Raw genomic sequence first — 13,637 nt, forward strand, 5'->3', positions numbered from 1 at the left:
CTAATGCGGCCTTTGGTATTTAGGCAAATCGTTTACCTAAAAGTATTGTTTCAACTCTTAGTTAGTAAATCAACTCACCAATAGGATTGAGGATTTTGCTTATGCCTTTAGTAAAATGCAGTGGCGCATCAACAACGGTATAGCACAGGCAGCCATTCATGGTTTTTGGTGAATGCTGGTGGTTGCCATCAAGCTCAATGAAGTCACCGGGTACATATTGACTAAACTCATCTTCAAAATACCCCTCGAGCAGCAAGGTAATTTCTCTGCCGTTATGGGTATGCTCAGGGATCTCGCCGTTAGCATCTATGTGTAATAGACTTGCGCGGCTATGACCATCATCGGCGTCTAAACGCATGCGACTGATTTTTCCAAAGCCACTCCAACTATGATCTGCTTGCCTGGTGAATGCTTTAGGCAACTTATACTGGTTACCTTTGATATCGACAATAGCCTTTGCTGAAGATGACTCCTCTTCGCTAGGAGCCAAACTCGTGATTTGGCTAAGCATGGCACTAAAATCTATGCTGCCATAATCTAAGTTAGTAAAATCACTGTCAGCGCCAGTAGAATCCACTTCGCCCATGCATTCTTCTGCCAGTTGTTTGGTGAAATCATTTACTTTTTCGCGGCAAACAGAGCAAAGCTCGCAATGAGCCGAAACCGCAGTTGCCAGACCAAGGTGCAACTGACCTTTTGCATGTTGCAATAGCATTTCGTCTTTTGGATGGAATTTAATCATAATGTTTCTCCAAAATGCTTCTAAGCTTCACAAGACCTAATCTAAGGCGTGATTTTATAGTTCCGAGGGGCACGCTGAGCTTAGTGGATAATTCTTGTTGGCTGAGTTCTTGTAAATAAATGCCTTTGACGACTTGCCTTTGCAATGGTGGCAGGGCATCAACATGTTTGAGCAGCTTAGCAGTGAGAATGTGATCCTCTTGCTCCTCGGTTTCCGGTGTTTCAAATACAGGCCAAATATCGTCACCGAAGGTGTCTTCTTTGTTGTGCTGGACTTTACGCAACATATCGAAACAACGGTTACGCATAATTGTAAACACCCAAGTGGTCACAGCGCCTTTGTCCGCGTTAAATAGATGTGCTTTGGTCCAAACAGTGGTCATAGTTTCTTGGACTAGATCCATAGCCAAGCCTTGGCTAGCTAATTTCTGATTACCAAAATTAAGAATTTTCGGCGCGAAGTAGCTAAACAGTTGGGCGTAGGCTTGTTTGTCACGTGCATTAGCGACACGAACTAATTGCTCAGTCAGCTGAGCTAATAACAGATCTGATTTAGAGTCATCCATAGTTTGCTTATTTTGCCTGACATAAGCTTTATCATAACCATTTTGGCGACTTTGTGATTGAATATTTTGCATTATTCTCACTCTGTTTCTAAAAGGCAGAGAGCTTTGCTCACTAAGTGTTAAAGGTTTCTACGTGGCTTGAGTCAGCCTGGATCACTTTATTTTAAAAAAATTTTAAACATCGCTAACAAGGCATTAGCAAGCTTTGTTTATTAAGCGTGCTATTTTAGTACGTCGTTTAACATTGCCAGTGTTGGTTTCGGGTCGTTGGCCGCAATGCAATGTTGTTTTTCACTTGGACTAATCGGCAAAATTTCAATCCAGCGCTGGCAAACCCAAGACAAATCCATAAAGTTATCGAGATTATATTGGCTTATATGCTCAGGATACTCGTTAAGCAGATCTTGTAGAATTTGGGTGTATTTCTGCTGATGTTCTGCAATTGGCAACACTTGCCATGAGGGCACTGGAATAACGTTACCGCGTTTAAGGCCGTCATTTTCAATGGTGTAAGTACCAAGCTCAAACTTTTCAACACCTTTAATTGTGACCCCAAGCAAGCCATCTTCTAGCGTTTCAAAGTCGACAATGTTGCAGCGCGTGCCAATAGGAAGCAATGTTTTATTGTCTTCATCCAACATGCATGCGCCAAAACCTAAATCATTCTTTAGGGACTCTTTAACTAGACGTTGATATCTAGGCTCAAAGATCCTTAGTTTGGAATAACCATGAGGCAGAATACACATTTGTAGTGGAAACAGCGGTAATTTCATAATTCTCTAAAACAGTTTATCAACTGGGTATTGATACGTTGGTAAGCTGAATGACGATCATCTTTTTGGCTAGTAATTTAATTCTCGCATCAAAAAAAGTGAGAATTACTCATGCGCTGGCAATCAATTAGTATTTTAGCGAGTGTTTTGTGCAGTAGGTACATGATTTATGTGTTAAAAAAATATAACCTAGAGCCATAAAAATAATTCTATTTGTATGCTGCTGACAGATGACTATCGCTATCATGGTTTAAGTGATGCGGGTTATAAACTTATCTTGATAAATTAAGCTGTATTTTTATCTGTGGTTTTTTTACGCGGCATACTCAGTCTAAACATGAGGGAACAAAATGACTCAAATGCTAGCAAGTGTCGACCAACGTACTAAGCTCGTTGGTGAGAATCGTCTAGAGTTATTATTGTTTCGAATAAGTGTTACCCAGCTTTTTGCGATTAATGTTTTTAAAGTAAAAGAAGTGGTTAAAGTGCCACCGTTAAGCTCTATGCCTGGCAGTCACAGCAGTATTATTGGTGTGGCTAATTTACGTGGATTATCTATTCCGGTGATAGATCTTCGTAAAGCAATTGGTTTTAGACCATCAGCTATTCATCCCGAAAGTAACCTTATCGTGACCGAGTACAACCGCTCGGTGCAAGGCTTTTTGGTGGATAAAGTTGAGCATATTGTTAATCTTACCTGGGGTGACATCATGCCGCCTCCTAAAACGGTAGGGCGAGACAATTACCTTACGGCAATTACCCGTATTGAATATCAAGACAAGCAAGAATTGGTATCGATTATTGATGTTGAAAAGGTACTCGCGGAGATCATTCATTATGATATCCGTTTATCTGACGGTGTGTTAGACGAGCAATTGCTACCTCATATGCTTGGTCGCAAAGTGCTAATTGCTGATGACTCAGCGACTGCAAGAAGACAGGTACGTGAAACATTGGAGCAACTTGGGCTAGAAGTTATTGAAGTATCTGATGGTCTACTTGCGCTGAATCAACTAAAAAAATGGTGTGATGAAGGCAAAGTGATAACCGATCACATTTTAATGTTGATAACCGATGCGGAAATGCCTGAAATGGATGGTTATAAGTTAACCTATGAAGTGCGTAACGATAAGCGTATGGCTGATCTATTTATTACCTTAAATACATCGTTAAGTGGCAGTTTTAATAATGCTATGGTTGAAAAGGTCGGTTGTAATCGTTTCATTTCAAAATTCCAACCGGATCTCTTGGTCGAAGTTGTGCAAGATAGACTCAGAGAAGCACTAATGGCTAAATCGTAAGTTTAAAGCTAAAACCATCAACTTAAAATCTGTGTTCCAAGCTTCATGCAGAGAAGCTTGGGATTAGCTTTTACGGCCAAGATTGTTGAGATACCTTAATGACAATACGTCAGTTTAGTTAGCGTGCTCTTCTGCCAAATCTTGTAGTACTTGCTTCTTAAGTTCAGGCACTGCAGCGATATTTATTTGTGCAATTCTGACGGCAAAACCAAAGCGGTTTTTACCTACAATAGCAATGACATCTTCTAAAAAACGTTTATCTAAGGTAAATTGCTTTGCATAAAAGCTAATCGCTTGGCTAACCGAGCGATAGTTTACTCCGTCAAAATTAAAGCTTGCATCGTAGCCATAGTCGTCAATGACGAGACCGTTCAAACTCAGTGGCCAGCTTTTATAATTGACTCTGTCGCGCGCAATTTCATACATCATCCAAGCGCTTTTTTTGAATCCACCAAAAACTTTATCTTCAAATTCAGACTCTTCGAGTTCTTGTTTAGTCCAGTTAACTCCAATGGCCAGATGTTTTTCGTAAATTCGCATTAATTCATCTTTTACCGCCATTTTACAGTCCCAGATGGACGTCAACTTATGCTGCTTGGCAAGCTTTAAGCATTCTTTACAGCAAGGTACGCTCAGCGACGGATGCGGCGTATGGGGGTCTTTGACATAACTAAATTGTTGATTGCTTGGCTCACCGCAAAACCAACAAGTGTGTCGACGGTCAAAAGGAATATCGATTAATGGGGTGAGATCTAACAATGATTTTGCTCCTTGTTCCTAGCAACCTTAATATAAAAACAAAGCGCACAATGGGTTAGATTGTGCGCTTCGGTAGATTGTAACTGACTTTAAAAACTTAAAGTGAGTTGATTACTCTTTTTCAACATCAACAAGTGATGTTGCTAAAACGATAGGATCAACTTCTTGGCACTCTTGATCGGCAATCCAATCAATACCAATAAGTACACCATCATCATTTAAATCGCTAACCCAAAACTCTAGAAACTCTTCTAAAGTGATAGCGACGGCAGAGTAATCTTGCCACTCTTCAGTACAGTGGCTCTTAGCTTGAGCTTCTTCAGACCATAAAGGCATAACGTCTGTCGCTTCATATTCTGAAGAATCACAGACTACCCAGCCTTCACCGGTTTCATCTTGCAGGCCCCAAACAACTTGGGATTGTTTTACGTTATTGATGAAACTTTCTAATGCAGGAGTCATTTCAGTCATGATTAATCTCTTGTTTGGTTAGGTATAAGCGGCGATATTTAATGGTTAATAGTCTGCAGTTGGCTTAGCGTTTTAGCAAGTTATTTAGCTATTTTATCTTAAGGAGCAAAGTGTAATTGCAGGTAAACTGGGCATTGCTGTTGCTAATTTGCTCGATTGCAACAGAATCGTTATTTGGCGGCAATATTTCTGCGAAATTAGTCTATATTATGCAGCTATCATTGTATGATATTTTACATGGTCTTTAGTTTACCTGCTGTCATAAGCTTTTATGCTGCGCTTTGTGCCCATAAAGTTAATTAAGTTTAAGGTAGGTTTAATTAAAACCGGTCACTTTATACGTTACAGTCATTCATTTTGGGAGTCTTCTATTGTTTAAATCAATCCCCCTGGCTACAGCGCTTATTCTTTCTAGCTCAACAGTATTTGCTGCTGAGCAGCCAAATTGGGCAAGCTGCGTTGCTGAGCTTCAGCAAAAAGCGAAAACCGAAGGGTTATCGCAACAAACTATCGACTCTACATTGGCCAATGTAAAATATGTCCCACGGGTCATCGAGCTTGATAATAAACAACCTGAATTTAGTCAATCATTTGAGAACTACTTTACTAAACGTGTAACTGATTGGCGGGTAGAACAAGGCCGCAAGCTTTATAAAGAACATAAAGTACTGTTAGATAAACTGGCTAAACAATATGGCGTTCCACCACAGTACCTTTTGGCATTCTGGGGGCTTGAAACTAACTTCGGCTCATACAAAGGTAAAATGCCTGTGCTGGATTCGTTGGCGACGTTAGCGTGTGATCCAAGACGTAGCACTTATTTCACTCAAGAATTAATGCAAGCGCTTAAATTAAAAGAGCGCTATAACTTTGCTGAAACTGATATGGTAGGTTCTTGGGCTGGTGCTATGGGACATACTCAGTTTATGCCGTCAGCTTATGCTAAGTATGCTGTTGATGGCGATGGCGATGGTAAGGCTGATTTATGGAACAGTACTGAAGATGCATTAACATCAGCAGCGCACTTTCTTGAAAACTTGGGCTGGAAACGTAATGAACGCTGGGGAAGGGAAGTCACGCTACCAAAAGATTTTTCTTATGAGTATCTAGGTAAGGCACAAGCGCAGCCATTAACCCGATGGGCTGAGCTAGGCATTACCCAAACCAGTGGTTCACCATTGAGTACGCCAGATATGCAAGCAGCTCTTTATTTACCATCAGGCCATACGGGACCTGCATTTCTTGGTTACGATAATTTTGACGTGATCATGCGTTGGAACCGCTCAACTTTCTACGCAATTGCGGTAGGCCATCTTGCAGATAGGATCAATGGCGCAGTGGCACTTAACGTTGCCCCGCCAAAAATGCCAAGTTTAAGTCGTGCGCGCGTCAAAGAGCTACAAATACAGCTAAATGATCTAGGTTACGATGTTGGTAAACCAGACGGGATTTTAGGTTCTAAATCTGTAAAAGGGTTGCAAGCTTATCAACGCGCTCAAGGTTTAGTTGCCGACGGCTATCCAGACGAAGCAACTTTTAAAGCACTCAATGTAAAGTAGGTTTACTGTTGCAAGGCACAACCATTAACAAGGGCGTAATCATGATGATTGCGCCCTTTTTGTATCTACAGTGGATATGTTGTTATTTATTCATAGGCGCTTAGATGATGGCTAATACTAATAAGCATATAAAACCGATAAACAAAGTGAGTTAAGATGAGTTGATAAAAACTAGAGGCTTTTCGTCACTTTTGGTAAGCTGCGGCCACTATATGAGAGTTAAGGAATACCATGAGCATTAAAAATGATTCTGTTGTGCAATTTAATTACACATTGCGTGACGAACAGGGCGAAGTTTTAGAAACTAACGAAGGCTTAGATCCTATTGCATATCTCCATGGCCATAGCAATATGATGCCAGGTGTTGAAGATGCACTAGAAGGTAAAGAAATTGGCGCTAAGTTTTCAGTGACTTTACCTGCAAGCGAAACCTATGGTGAACGTAACGAAGATTGTGAGCAGCGCGTTTCAGTTAAGCATTTGCAAGGCGCGAGTGCATGGAAACCTGGTATGCGCGCTTTGATCAATACAGATCAAGGTCAACGCCAAGTAACGATTCTAAAAGTGGGTAAGTTTATGGCGACTGTGGATATTAACCATCCACTAGCAGGTCGTGAGCTGACATTTGATCTAGAAGTCATGGACGTTCGTGATGCGACTAGCGAAGAAATCGCACACGGTCATGCTCATGGTAAAGGCGGTCACCAGCACTAAGCTGTAACCACTGATTTGTTTAAGCCCAACTCATGTTGGGCTTTTTTAATGCGGTTTTAGAGAAATAGCAGAAGATGATAATTCAATTTTCAGCAGGTAAATTGATCCTTAGCCCGTTTGAGTTGCAAGCTCGTTTAGACAATGGCTGCCAACTATACGCTATGGTAGACGATATTAAGTTTCATGATGATGCATTGATGATAGTGGCTGACGCCGGTGCTGTGCGCTGGAATATCAAGTTAGATTCCAATGAGCAATTACAAGATGTAAAACAAGAACTCGGGATCTGCTAATTAGGCATATAAGACTAGGCTTAATTGGTGGGATTAGTGCGTAAGCGCTGATATTATTGCAAGTTATTAACATACTAATTAAAAAGAGCATTTGAATGTCTGCAACAACACTTGAACGTATTACTATTGAACCTACTGTTACCGCTAAAGCTTGTGTTATTTGGCTACATGGCTTAGGGGATTCTGGAGCGGGCTTTGCACCTGTCGTGCCGGCTTTAGGCCTTGGCAACGAACATGCTATTCGTTTTGTATTTCCCCATGCACCGGAACAAGCCGTGACCATTAATGGTGGCTATGTGATGCGCGCTTGGTACGATATAAAAAGTATGGATCTTCATGATCGTGCTGACATGCTTGGTGTTAAGCAAAGTGAACAGCAGGTACTTGCACTAATTGAAGAGCAAATTAACGATGGAATTCCAAGTGAAAATATCGTGTTAGCAGGATTTAGCCAGGGCGGAGTAATGAGTTTATTTACTGCGTTGAGACTGCAAAAAAAGCTTGCTGGTATTATGGCGCTGTCTTGTTACCTTCCAAGTGGCGATTCGTTGCCAGAGGCTATTTCCGAAGTAAATAAATCTACGTCTATTTTACAACACCACGGTGTTGATGATGAGGTGGTTCCACTCAATGCTGGCTCTATTGCCCATGACCTTTTACTGAATGCTGGTTTTAATACTAGCTGGCAAACTTACCCAATGGGCCATAGCGTTTTACCTGAGCAGCTTCGAGATATTTCGGTTTGGCTACAAACCGTACTTGGGCATGTAAAGTAATTCAGTCTTGTTAATTTTTCTATCGAATAGGTGTCATTGAATGAAATGGCGCCTGTTCGCTGTAAGCGACAATCACTTTTCTATTTTTAGCGTTGTTAACTAGTTGGATTTTAGTGTCTTTCATTATCGGTAAACAGTAATTATTAATACTTATACCTAATTCTTATTTCTCGGCAACCCCTCTGTTTTATCTGGCGAACATTAATCTGTGAAAATTGTTTATAAAAGAGTCGGTTAGATCACGCGATGTAATAAATGTGACACAATTTACTCCTAAGCTTTGCTAGTATGTCGGTTGACTTAAAGCATTTAAGCTTGAGCTAGATAACTACAAATACAAAAAATAAATAATCAAGGGGTTGATTGTAATGAAAAAGACTTTACTGAAAGGACTCGTTGCTACAGCTGTTATGGGCGCATTAACGGCCTGTGGTAGTGATAATGACGATAATACACCAAAGACATGCGCAGAAGCGGGAGATGCATGTAAGACGTTTACCGTTCTACATACTAACGATAACCACGGTCGTTTTTGGGAGAACAGTAATGGTGAGTATGGCATGGCAGCTCGTATGACCCTTATCGAACAAATCCGTGCTGAAGTTGAATCTGCTGGTGGTGAGACAATTCTCCTATCTGGTGGTGATATTAACACTGGTGTACCTGAATCAGATATGCAAGACGCAGTTCCAGATTTCGTAGGTATGAACTTACTTGGTTATGATGCCATGGCGATTGGTAACCATGAGTTTGATAACGAGTTATCTGTACTTGATATGCAAGCCAAACTAGCTGATTTTCCAATGCTTGCAGCAAATATCTACCATAAAGACGCAGACGGTAAAGTAACTGATGAGCGTTACTTCGATCCTTATAAAGTCTTCGACGTAAACGGCGTGAAAATTGCGGTAATTGGTCTAACGACTAAAGACACTGCTAAACTTGTTAATCCTGATAATGTAGCCAAAATTCATTTTGCTGATCCTGAAGAAGAGATTGTTAAGGCGATCGCAGAAGTTAAAGCTAATGAAAACGTAGATCTTATCTTTGCAACAACTCACATGGGTCATTACGCAGATGGTAAACATGGTAGTGAAGCCCCTGGTGATGTTACGCTAGCTCGCTCTCTAGAACCTGGTCAATTAAATGCCATTATTGGTGGTCACTCACAAAATCCAGTTTGTATGGAAGGTGGTGAGTACGCAGATTTTAATCCTGGTGATGAATGTAAACCTGATCAGCAAAACGGCACTTATATCATGCAAGCTCATGAATGGGGTAAGTATGTTGGTCGTGCAGACTTTGAATATTTTAACGGCCAGTTGCAACTTGCTAGCTATAAGTTGATCCCAATTAACTTAAAAACAAAATTAAAAGATGAAAATGGCGACACTGTTAAAGATGAAAATGGTAACAGTGTTTATGTAACCATTGGAGAGGAGATTGCTGCTGATCCAGTTGTAACAGCTGTATTAAAGCCATTCCAAGATCAAGGTCAAGAGTTACTTGATGAAGTAATTTCTGAAACAGATGCGAAGCTTGAAGGCGACCGTGACGTTGTTCGTAGTGAGCAAACAAACTTAGGTCACTTGCTTGGACACGCATACAGAACATTTAACCTCGTCAATGCTGATTTTGGTGTAATGAACTCTGGTGGTGTGCGTGATTCAATTGCAGCTGGCACTATCACCTACCGTGATGTATTAACAGTACAACCATTTGGTAACTTTGTGACTAAAGCAACGATGACAGGTGCTGAAGTTAAAGATTACTTAAACGTTGTGGCGACTAAAACAGCAGGTTCAGGTGCATATGCTCAGTTAGATAATATCTCTATGACGGTTGATTGTGCTGCAGGTGAAGTTGATATCACTGATATTAACAACAGAGGTTTCAATTTGACTGACACTTATAGTTTCTCTGTGATCAGCTTCAGTGCGGCTGGCGGCGATGATTATCCTGTGATTGATGTCGAATCAACGCAAATTACTGATGCTGCGGCATTACGTGAATTCTTTGTAGCAAACCCAAGTGTTAAGGCTGCAGATTATGCTCCTGTACCTGGTAAGCTTGTATACATGAATAACGGTAAAGAAGTGAAGGGTTGCCCAGCTTCAAACTAAGAAGTAGTAACCTTACTTTAATGCAGATTGAAGTGATGTATTCAAGTTAAGTTTGCTTTAAAGTTGTATAAGGCCAGTCATTTATGACTGGCCTTTTCGTAAAAATCTAATAATATTTTCTTTAATCCCTTGAAAAGCAATTACGCCATCCACATATATTCATTAAGGTCGCTCAATGAGGGCCTAACAAGAGATCTAATCACTGCGCCTACGGGGCAATGTTTAGAGCGGAGCGTTAAGTGACGCTTCATTATCGGTGCGACATGTGTCGGCCAAATACATTTAATATATTGCTTAATACAAGGATATACCCATGAGAAACTACGATTTAACTCCACTATACCGCAGCGCAATTGGTTTTGACCGTTTAGCACAACTTGCAGAGCATGCGGCGTCTAATAAAGGTAACTCTGGTTACCCTCCGTACAATATCGAATTAATTAATGAACACCGCTACCGTATTACGATGGCTGTTGCTGGCTTTTCAATGGAAGAGCTCGATATTACCAGCGAAGGCGATAAGCTATTAGTGAAGGGCACAAAAGCGGAAGAGAAAGAAGAACGCAAATATCTTTACCAAGGTATTGCTGAGCGTGGCTTCGAACGGACTTTCCAGTTAGCTGACTATGTAACAGTAATTGGTGCCAATTTAGAAAACGGCTTATTAAATATTGATCTTAAACGCGAGATCCCAGAAGCGATGAAACCAAGAAAAATTGAAATTGGCAGTGCGCGCTTAATTGATGGCGAATAAGAGCAAGAGCACCATTAATAATGTATTCAATTATTAATAGCTAAGAATTGAAAAGGGAGCCTTATGGCTCCCTTTTAGTATCTCGCTCATCTCTAATAAGATTAAGCTTTCATTGCTTTTTCGCCGCGAGCAAGACCAACCACGCCGGAGCGTGAGATCTCAACCACTTTAGTAAAATCGGCCAGCGCCGCAATACAAGCATCGAGCTTATCGCTGGTACCAATAAGCTGCACCGTATAAAGCTTTTGGGTGACATCAACAATTTGACCGCGAAAGATATCAGCTAAGCGTTTCACTTCTTCACGGTTTTCACCTTGTGCTTTAACTTTTATCAGTGCTAATTCGCGCTCAACGTGCGCAGACTCGGTAATGTTAGACACTTTGAGGACATCAATAAGTTTATGTAATTGTTTCTCTATTTGCTCTAACACATATTCGTCAGCATTAACCGTAATCGTTAAGCGAGACAATGTTTTATCTTCAGTTGGCGCAACCGTTAGTGTTTCAATGTTATAACCACGCTGAGAAAATAGCCCTACAACTCGTGAAAGTGCGCCGGGTTGGTTCTCAAGTAATACCGATATGATACGACGCATTAGCTTTTCTCCGTTTTGCTCAGCCACATTTCATTCATTGCACCGCCGCGGATCTGCATTGGGTGAACATGCTCTGTTTCATCAACATGAATATCCATAAACACCAGCCTATCTTTCATGCTTAGGGCCTTTTTAAGCCCTTCTTCTAGCTCTGCTGGATTGCTGATAGTCATGCCAATATGGCCATATGCTTCAGATATTTTGGCAAAATCGGGCACTGAGTCCATGTAAGATTGTGAGTGGCGACCTGCATAAATCATATCTTGCCATTGTTTAACCATGCCTAAGAAGTGATTGTTAAGGTTGATAATAATCACTGGAATATCATATTGCAGTGCGGTTGAAAGCTCCTGAATATTCATTTGAATTGAGCCATCACCGGTGACACAAATAACGGTCTCTTCAGGCATGGCAAGTTTTACACCTAAAGCTGCAGGTAAACCAAAGCCCATGGTGCCAAGGCCGCCTGAGTTTATCCAACGGCGTGGTTTATTAAACGGGTAATAAAGCGCAGCAAACATTTGGTGCTGACCTACATCTGATGCTACGTAAGCATCGCCATTGGTCAGTTTATGAACCGCTTCAATAACCTGTTGTGGTTTGATTTTCTTATCATTGGTTGAGTACTTAAGACTATCTACTGCTCGCCAAGTTGCGATATCGCTCCACCATTGATCGTTTGCGGCTGGATCGGTAATCGCAAAATCATTGGCTTCGATTTGCGCGAGCATATCGTCGAGAATTTTTTCAGCTGAACCAACGATTGGGATATCAACCCTGATTGTTTTAGAGATAGATGAAGGGTCAATATCGATATGAAGGATTTTTGCATTAGGGCAATATTTTTCGACATTGTTGGTGGTGCGATCATCAAATCTCACACCAATACCGAAAATTAAATCGCTGTTATGCATGGCCATATTGGCTTCATAACAACCATGCATACCTAGCATGCCAACACTGTTTTTATGAGTACCGGGAAATGCACCTAATCCCATCAGCGTGCTAACGACTGGAATTTGTAACTTTTCTGATAACGCTAAAATTTGCGCGTCGCAACCAGAAATTACTGCGCCACCACCAACGTAAAGCACCGGCTTCTTAGCGTTTAATAGCGCTTGTAAACCACGGCGGATCTGACCTTTATGCCCAGAAGTTGTCGGGTTATATGAGCGCATGCTGATATCTTCAGGATATTGATAATCATGCAAAAGAGCAGGGTTCATGCAATCTTTCGGAATATCGATTACTACAGGACCTGGACGACCGCTTGCGGCAATATAAAATGCTTTTTTAAGGATTGCCGGAATATCTTTAGGATCCGTCACCAAGAAGCTGTGTTTAACAACTGGGCGAGAAATACCAATCATATCGCACTCTTGAAAGGCATCGTTGCCGATAAGATTACTTGGCACTTGGCCTGAGATAACAACTAATGGGATTGAGTCCATGTATGCCGTTGCAATACCTGTGATGGTATTGGTGGCACCAGGGCCTGAAGTTACCAATACAACACCGACTTCGCCGGTTGCGCGGGCATACCCATCAGCCATGTGCACTGCAGCTTGTTCGTGACGAACTAGAATGTGTTCAATATTGGATTTTTCATGTAGAGCATCATAGATATCCAGTACGGAACCACCTGGATAACCAAAAATATGTTTTACACCTTCATCAATAAGAGAACGGACGACCATACTGGCGCCTGATAGCTTCTCCATAGTATTTCCTCATAAGTTACCGCGACGTATGCAGTATCTTGATACAGCGACGGTAATCGCTCTAATAATTAAGCTCAGACGGTAATCTTTGCTCACGAAATGCCAGAATAATCTTAGGAAAAGATATCTTTTACAAAATATTGTTCGGCAAACACTCAAACTGAATGTATTTTCATCATATAAAACCCAAAAGTTATTTCAAGCGATTTAGGCCAAAAACTGTTCTGAATGAAGAATTTTCATTATCGGATAGAAAATAGTCTATAAATACAGCAATAAAGCAGAACCAATAATGGAGTATGATTTAGCTTTGAGAAGCGTAGACAAGAACGCTAACCCTAATGTTCAGATTGTATGAACGTTAGGGTGATTTTAAGAGGATGTATGTAGCGGCAGATCTCTAGTGTTATGGGGAGTTAACTCAAGTTAGCGTTAACGCAAAACCCAGTATTAAATAGTGATATTAGGACAAACACAGTTAAAACACAGT

The 13,637-nt window shown here is 41.0% G+C and carries 14 protein-coding genes; 7 read left to right on the plus strand and 7 right to left on the minus strand.

Annotated elements, in window-relative coordinates; translation table 11 throughout:
- Nucleotides 1-61 precede the first annotated feature (61 nt).
- The 3 genes from L2740_RS00750 to L2740_RS00760 all read right to left on the minus strand — a co-directional run bounded on the left by L2740_RS00750 (nt 62) and on the right by L2740_RS00760 (nt 2,080).
- Nucleotides 62-742, minus strand: a complete 681-nt coding sequence (locus tag L2740_RS00750) for a ChrR family anti-sigma-E factor (RefSeq protein WP_248948040.1) — start codon at nt 740-742, stop codon at nt 62-64.
- Nucleotides 735-1,307, minus strand: coding sequence for a sigma-70 family RNA polymerase sigma factor (locus L2740_RS00755; protein WP_420833496.1), 573 nt, complete (start codon nt 1,305-1,307; stop codon nt 735-737). The genes L2740_RS00750 and L2740_RS00755 overlap by 8 nt, the downstream gene beginning before the upstream one ends.
- 221 nt (nt 1,308-1,528) lie before the next feature.
- Entirely contained in the window at nt 1,529-2,080 is a 552-nt protein-coding gene (locus L2740_RS00760; protein ID WP_248948042.1) for an LON peptidase substrate-binding domain-containing protein, read from the minus strand.
- Between the two features lie 350 nt (nt 2,081-2,430).
- On the opposite strand from L2740_RS00760, the gene L2740_RS00765 reads away from it, so the two are divergent.
- On the plus strand, nt 2,431-3,381 hold the full coding sequence (locus L2740_RS00765) for a chemotaxis protein CheV (RefSeq protein WP_248948043.1): 951 nt from the start codon (nt 2,431-2,433) through the stop codon (nt 3,379-3,381).
- Nucleotides 3,382-3,495: 114 nt separating this feature from the next.
- Here the strand turns inward: L2740_RS00765 and L2740_RS00770 are convergent, their stop codons facing one another.
- Both L2740_RS00770 and L2740_RS00775 read right to left on the minus strand, forming a co-directional pair.
- Entirely contained in the window at nt 3,496-4,140 is a 645-nt protein-coding gene (locus tag L2740_RS00770; protein WP_248948044.1) for a hypothetical protein, read from the minus strand.
- A 111-nt stretch (nt 4,141-4,251) separates the two neighbouring features.
- Nucleotides 4,252-4,611, minus strand: coding sequence for a DUF2750 domain-containing protein (locus tag L2740_RS00775; protein ID WP_248948045.1), 360 nt, complete (start codon nt 4,609-4,611; stop codon nt 4,252-4,254).
- Between the two features lie 371 nt (nt 4,612-4,982).
- On the opposite strand from L2740_RS00775, the gene L2740_RS00780 reads away from it, so the two are divergent.
- From L2740_RS00780 to L2740_RS00805, 6 genes are all read left to right on the plus strand, one after another.
- Nucleotides 4,983-6,170 carry a lytic murein transglycosylase gene (locus L2740_RS00780; RefSeq protein WP_248948046.1) on the plus strand — a complete coding sequence of 396 codons (1,188 nt, stop codon included), beginning with the start codon at nt 4,983-4,985 and terminating at the stop codon, nt 6,168-6,170.
- Between the two features lie 231 nt (nt 6,171-6,401).
- Nucleotides 6,402-6,884, plus strand: a complete 483-nt coding sequence (locus L2740_RS00785) for an FKBP-type peptidyl-prolyl cis-trans isomerase (RefSeq protein WP_248948047.1) — start codon at nt 6,402-6,404, stop codon at nt 6,882-6,884.
- A gap of 74 nt (nt 6,885-6,958) precedes the next feature.
- A complete protein-coding gene (locus tag L2740_RS00790) occupies nt 6,959-7,177 on the plus strand; it encodes a DUF3389 family protein (RefSeq protein ID WP_248470839.1) in 219 nt (72 codons plus the stop codon).
- Between the two features lie 95 nt (nt 7,178-7,272).
- Nucleotides 7,273-7,953, plus strand: a complete 681-nt coding sequence (locus L2740_RS00795) for an alpha/beta hydrolase (protein WP_248948048.1) — start codon at nt 7,273-7,275, stop codon at nt 7,951-7,953.
- A 368-nt stretch (nt 7,954-8,321) separates the two neighbouring features.
- Entirely contained in the window at nt 8,322-10,076 is a 1,755-nt protein-coding gene (gene ushA, locus L2740_RS00800) for a bifunctional UDP-sugar hydrolase/5'-nucleotidase UshA (RefSeq protein WP_248948049.1), read from the plus strand.
- Between the two features lie 313 nt (nt 10,077-10,389).
- Nucleotides 10,390-10,830, plus strand: a complete 441-nt coding sequence (locus L2740_RS00805) for an Hsp20 family protein (RefSeq protein ID WP_248470836.1) — start codon at nt 10,390-10,392, stop codon at nt 10,828-10,830.
- A gap of 101 nt (nt 10,831-10,931) precedes the next feature.
- On the opposite strand, the gene ilvN is transcribed toward L2740_RS00805, so the two are convergent.
- Together ilvN and L2740_RS00815 are read right to left on the minus strand one after the other, a co-directional pair.
- Nucleotides 10,932-11,426 carry an acetolactate synthase small subunit gene (ilvN, locus tag L2740_RS00810; RefSeq protein WP_028766899.1) on the minus strand — a complete coding sequence of 165 codons (495 nt, stop codon included), beginning with the start codon at nt 11,424-11,426 and terminating at the stop codon, nt 10,932-10,934.
- Complete coding sequence (locus L2740_RS00815; RefSeq protein ID WP_248948050.1) at nt 11,426-13,147, minus strand: acetolactate synthase 3 large subunit; 1,722 nt, start codon at nt 13,145-13,147, stop codon at nt 11,426-11,428. Before L2740_RS00815 ends, ilvN begins: the two co-directional genes overlap by 1 nt.
- Nucleotides 13,148-13,637 lie beyond the last annotated feature (490 nt).

This window comes from Shewanella pneumatophori (assembly GCF_023283895.1).
Classification (GTDB): Bacteria; Pseudomonadota; Gammaproteobacteria; order Enterobacterales; family Shewanellaceae; genus Shewanella; species Shewanella pneumatophori.

Bases quoted from the DNA above. Each gene is read 5' to 3' on its own strand.
- L2740_RS00750 (WP_248948040.1), bottom strand. From the start codon at position 742: ATGATTAAATTCCATCCAAAAGACGAAATGCTATTGCAACATGCAAAA.
- L2740_RS00755 (WP_420833496.1), bottom strand. From the start codon at position 1,307: ATGGATGACTCTAAATCAGATCTGTTATTAGCTCAGCTGACTGAGCAA.
- L2740_RS00760 (WP_248948042.1), bottom strand. From the start codon at position 2,080: ATGAAATTACCGCTGTTTCCACTACAAATGTGTATTCTGCCTCATGGT.
- L2740_RS00765 (WP_248948043.1), top strand. From the start codon at position 2,431: ATGACTCAAATGCTAGCAAGTGTCGACCAACGTACTAAGCTCGTTGGT.
- L2740_RS00775 (WP_248948045.1), bottom strand. From the start codon at position 4,611: ATGACTGAAATGACTCCTGCATTAGAAAGTTTCATCAATAACGTAAAA.
- L2740_RS00785 (WP_248948047.1), top strand. From the start codon at position 6,402: ATGAGCATTAAAAATGATTCTGTTGTGCAATTTAATTACACATTGCGT.
- L2740_RS00790 (WP_248470839.1), top strand. From the start codon at position 6,959: ATGATAATTCAATTTTCAGCAGGTAAATTGATCCTTAGCCCGTTTGAG.
- L2740_RS00795 (WP_248948048.1), top strand. From the start codon at position 7,273: ATGTCTGCAACAACACTTGAACGTATTACTATTGAACCTACTGTTACC.
- ushA (WP_248948049.1), top strand. From the start codon at position 8,322: ATGAAAAAGACTTTACTGAAAGGACTCGTTGCTACAGCTGTTATGGGC.
- L2740_RS00805 (WP_248470836.1), top strand. From the start codon at position 10,390: ATGAGAAACTACGATTTAACTCCACTATACCGCAGCGCAATTGGTTTT.
- ilvN (WP_028766899.1), bottom strand. From the start codon at position 11,426: ATGCGTCGTATCATATCGGTATTACTTGAGAACCAACCCGGCGCACTT.
- L2740_RS00815 (WP_248948050.1), bottom strand. From the start codon at position 13,147: ATGGAGAAGCTATCAGGCGCCAGTATGGTCGTCCGTTCTCTTATTGAT.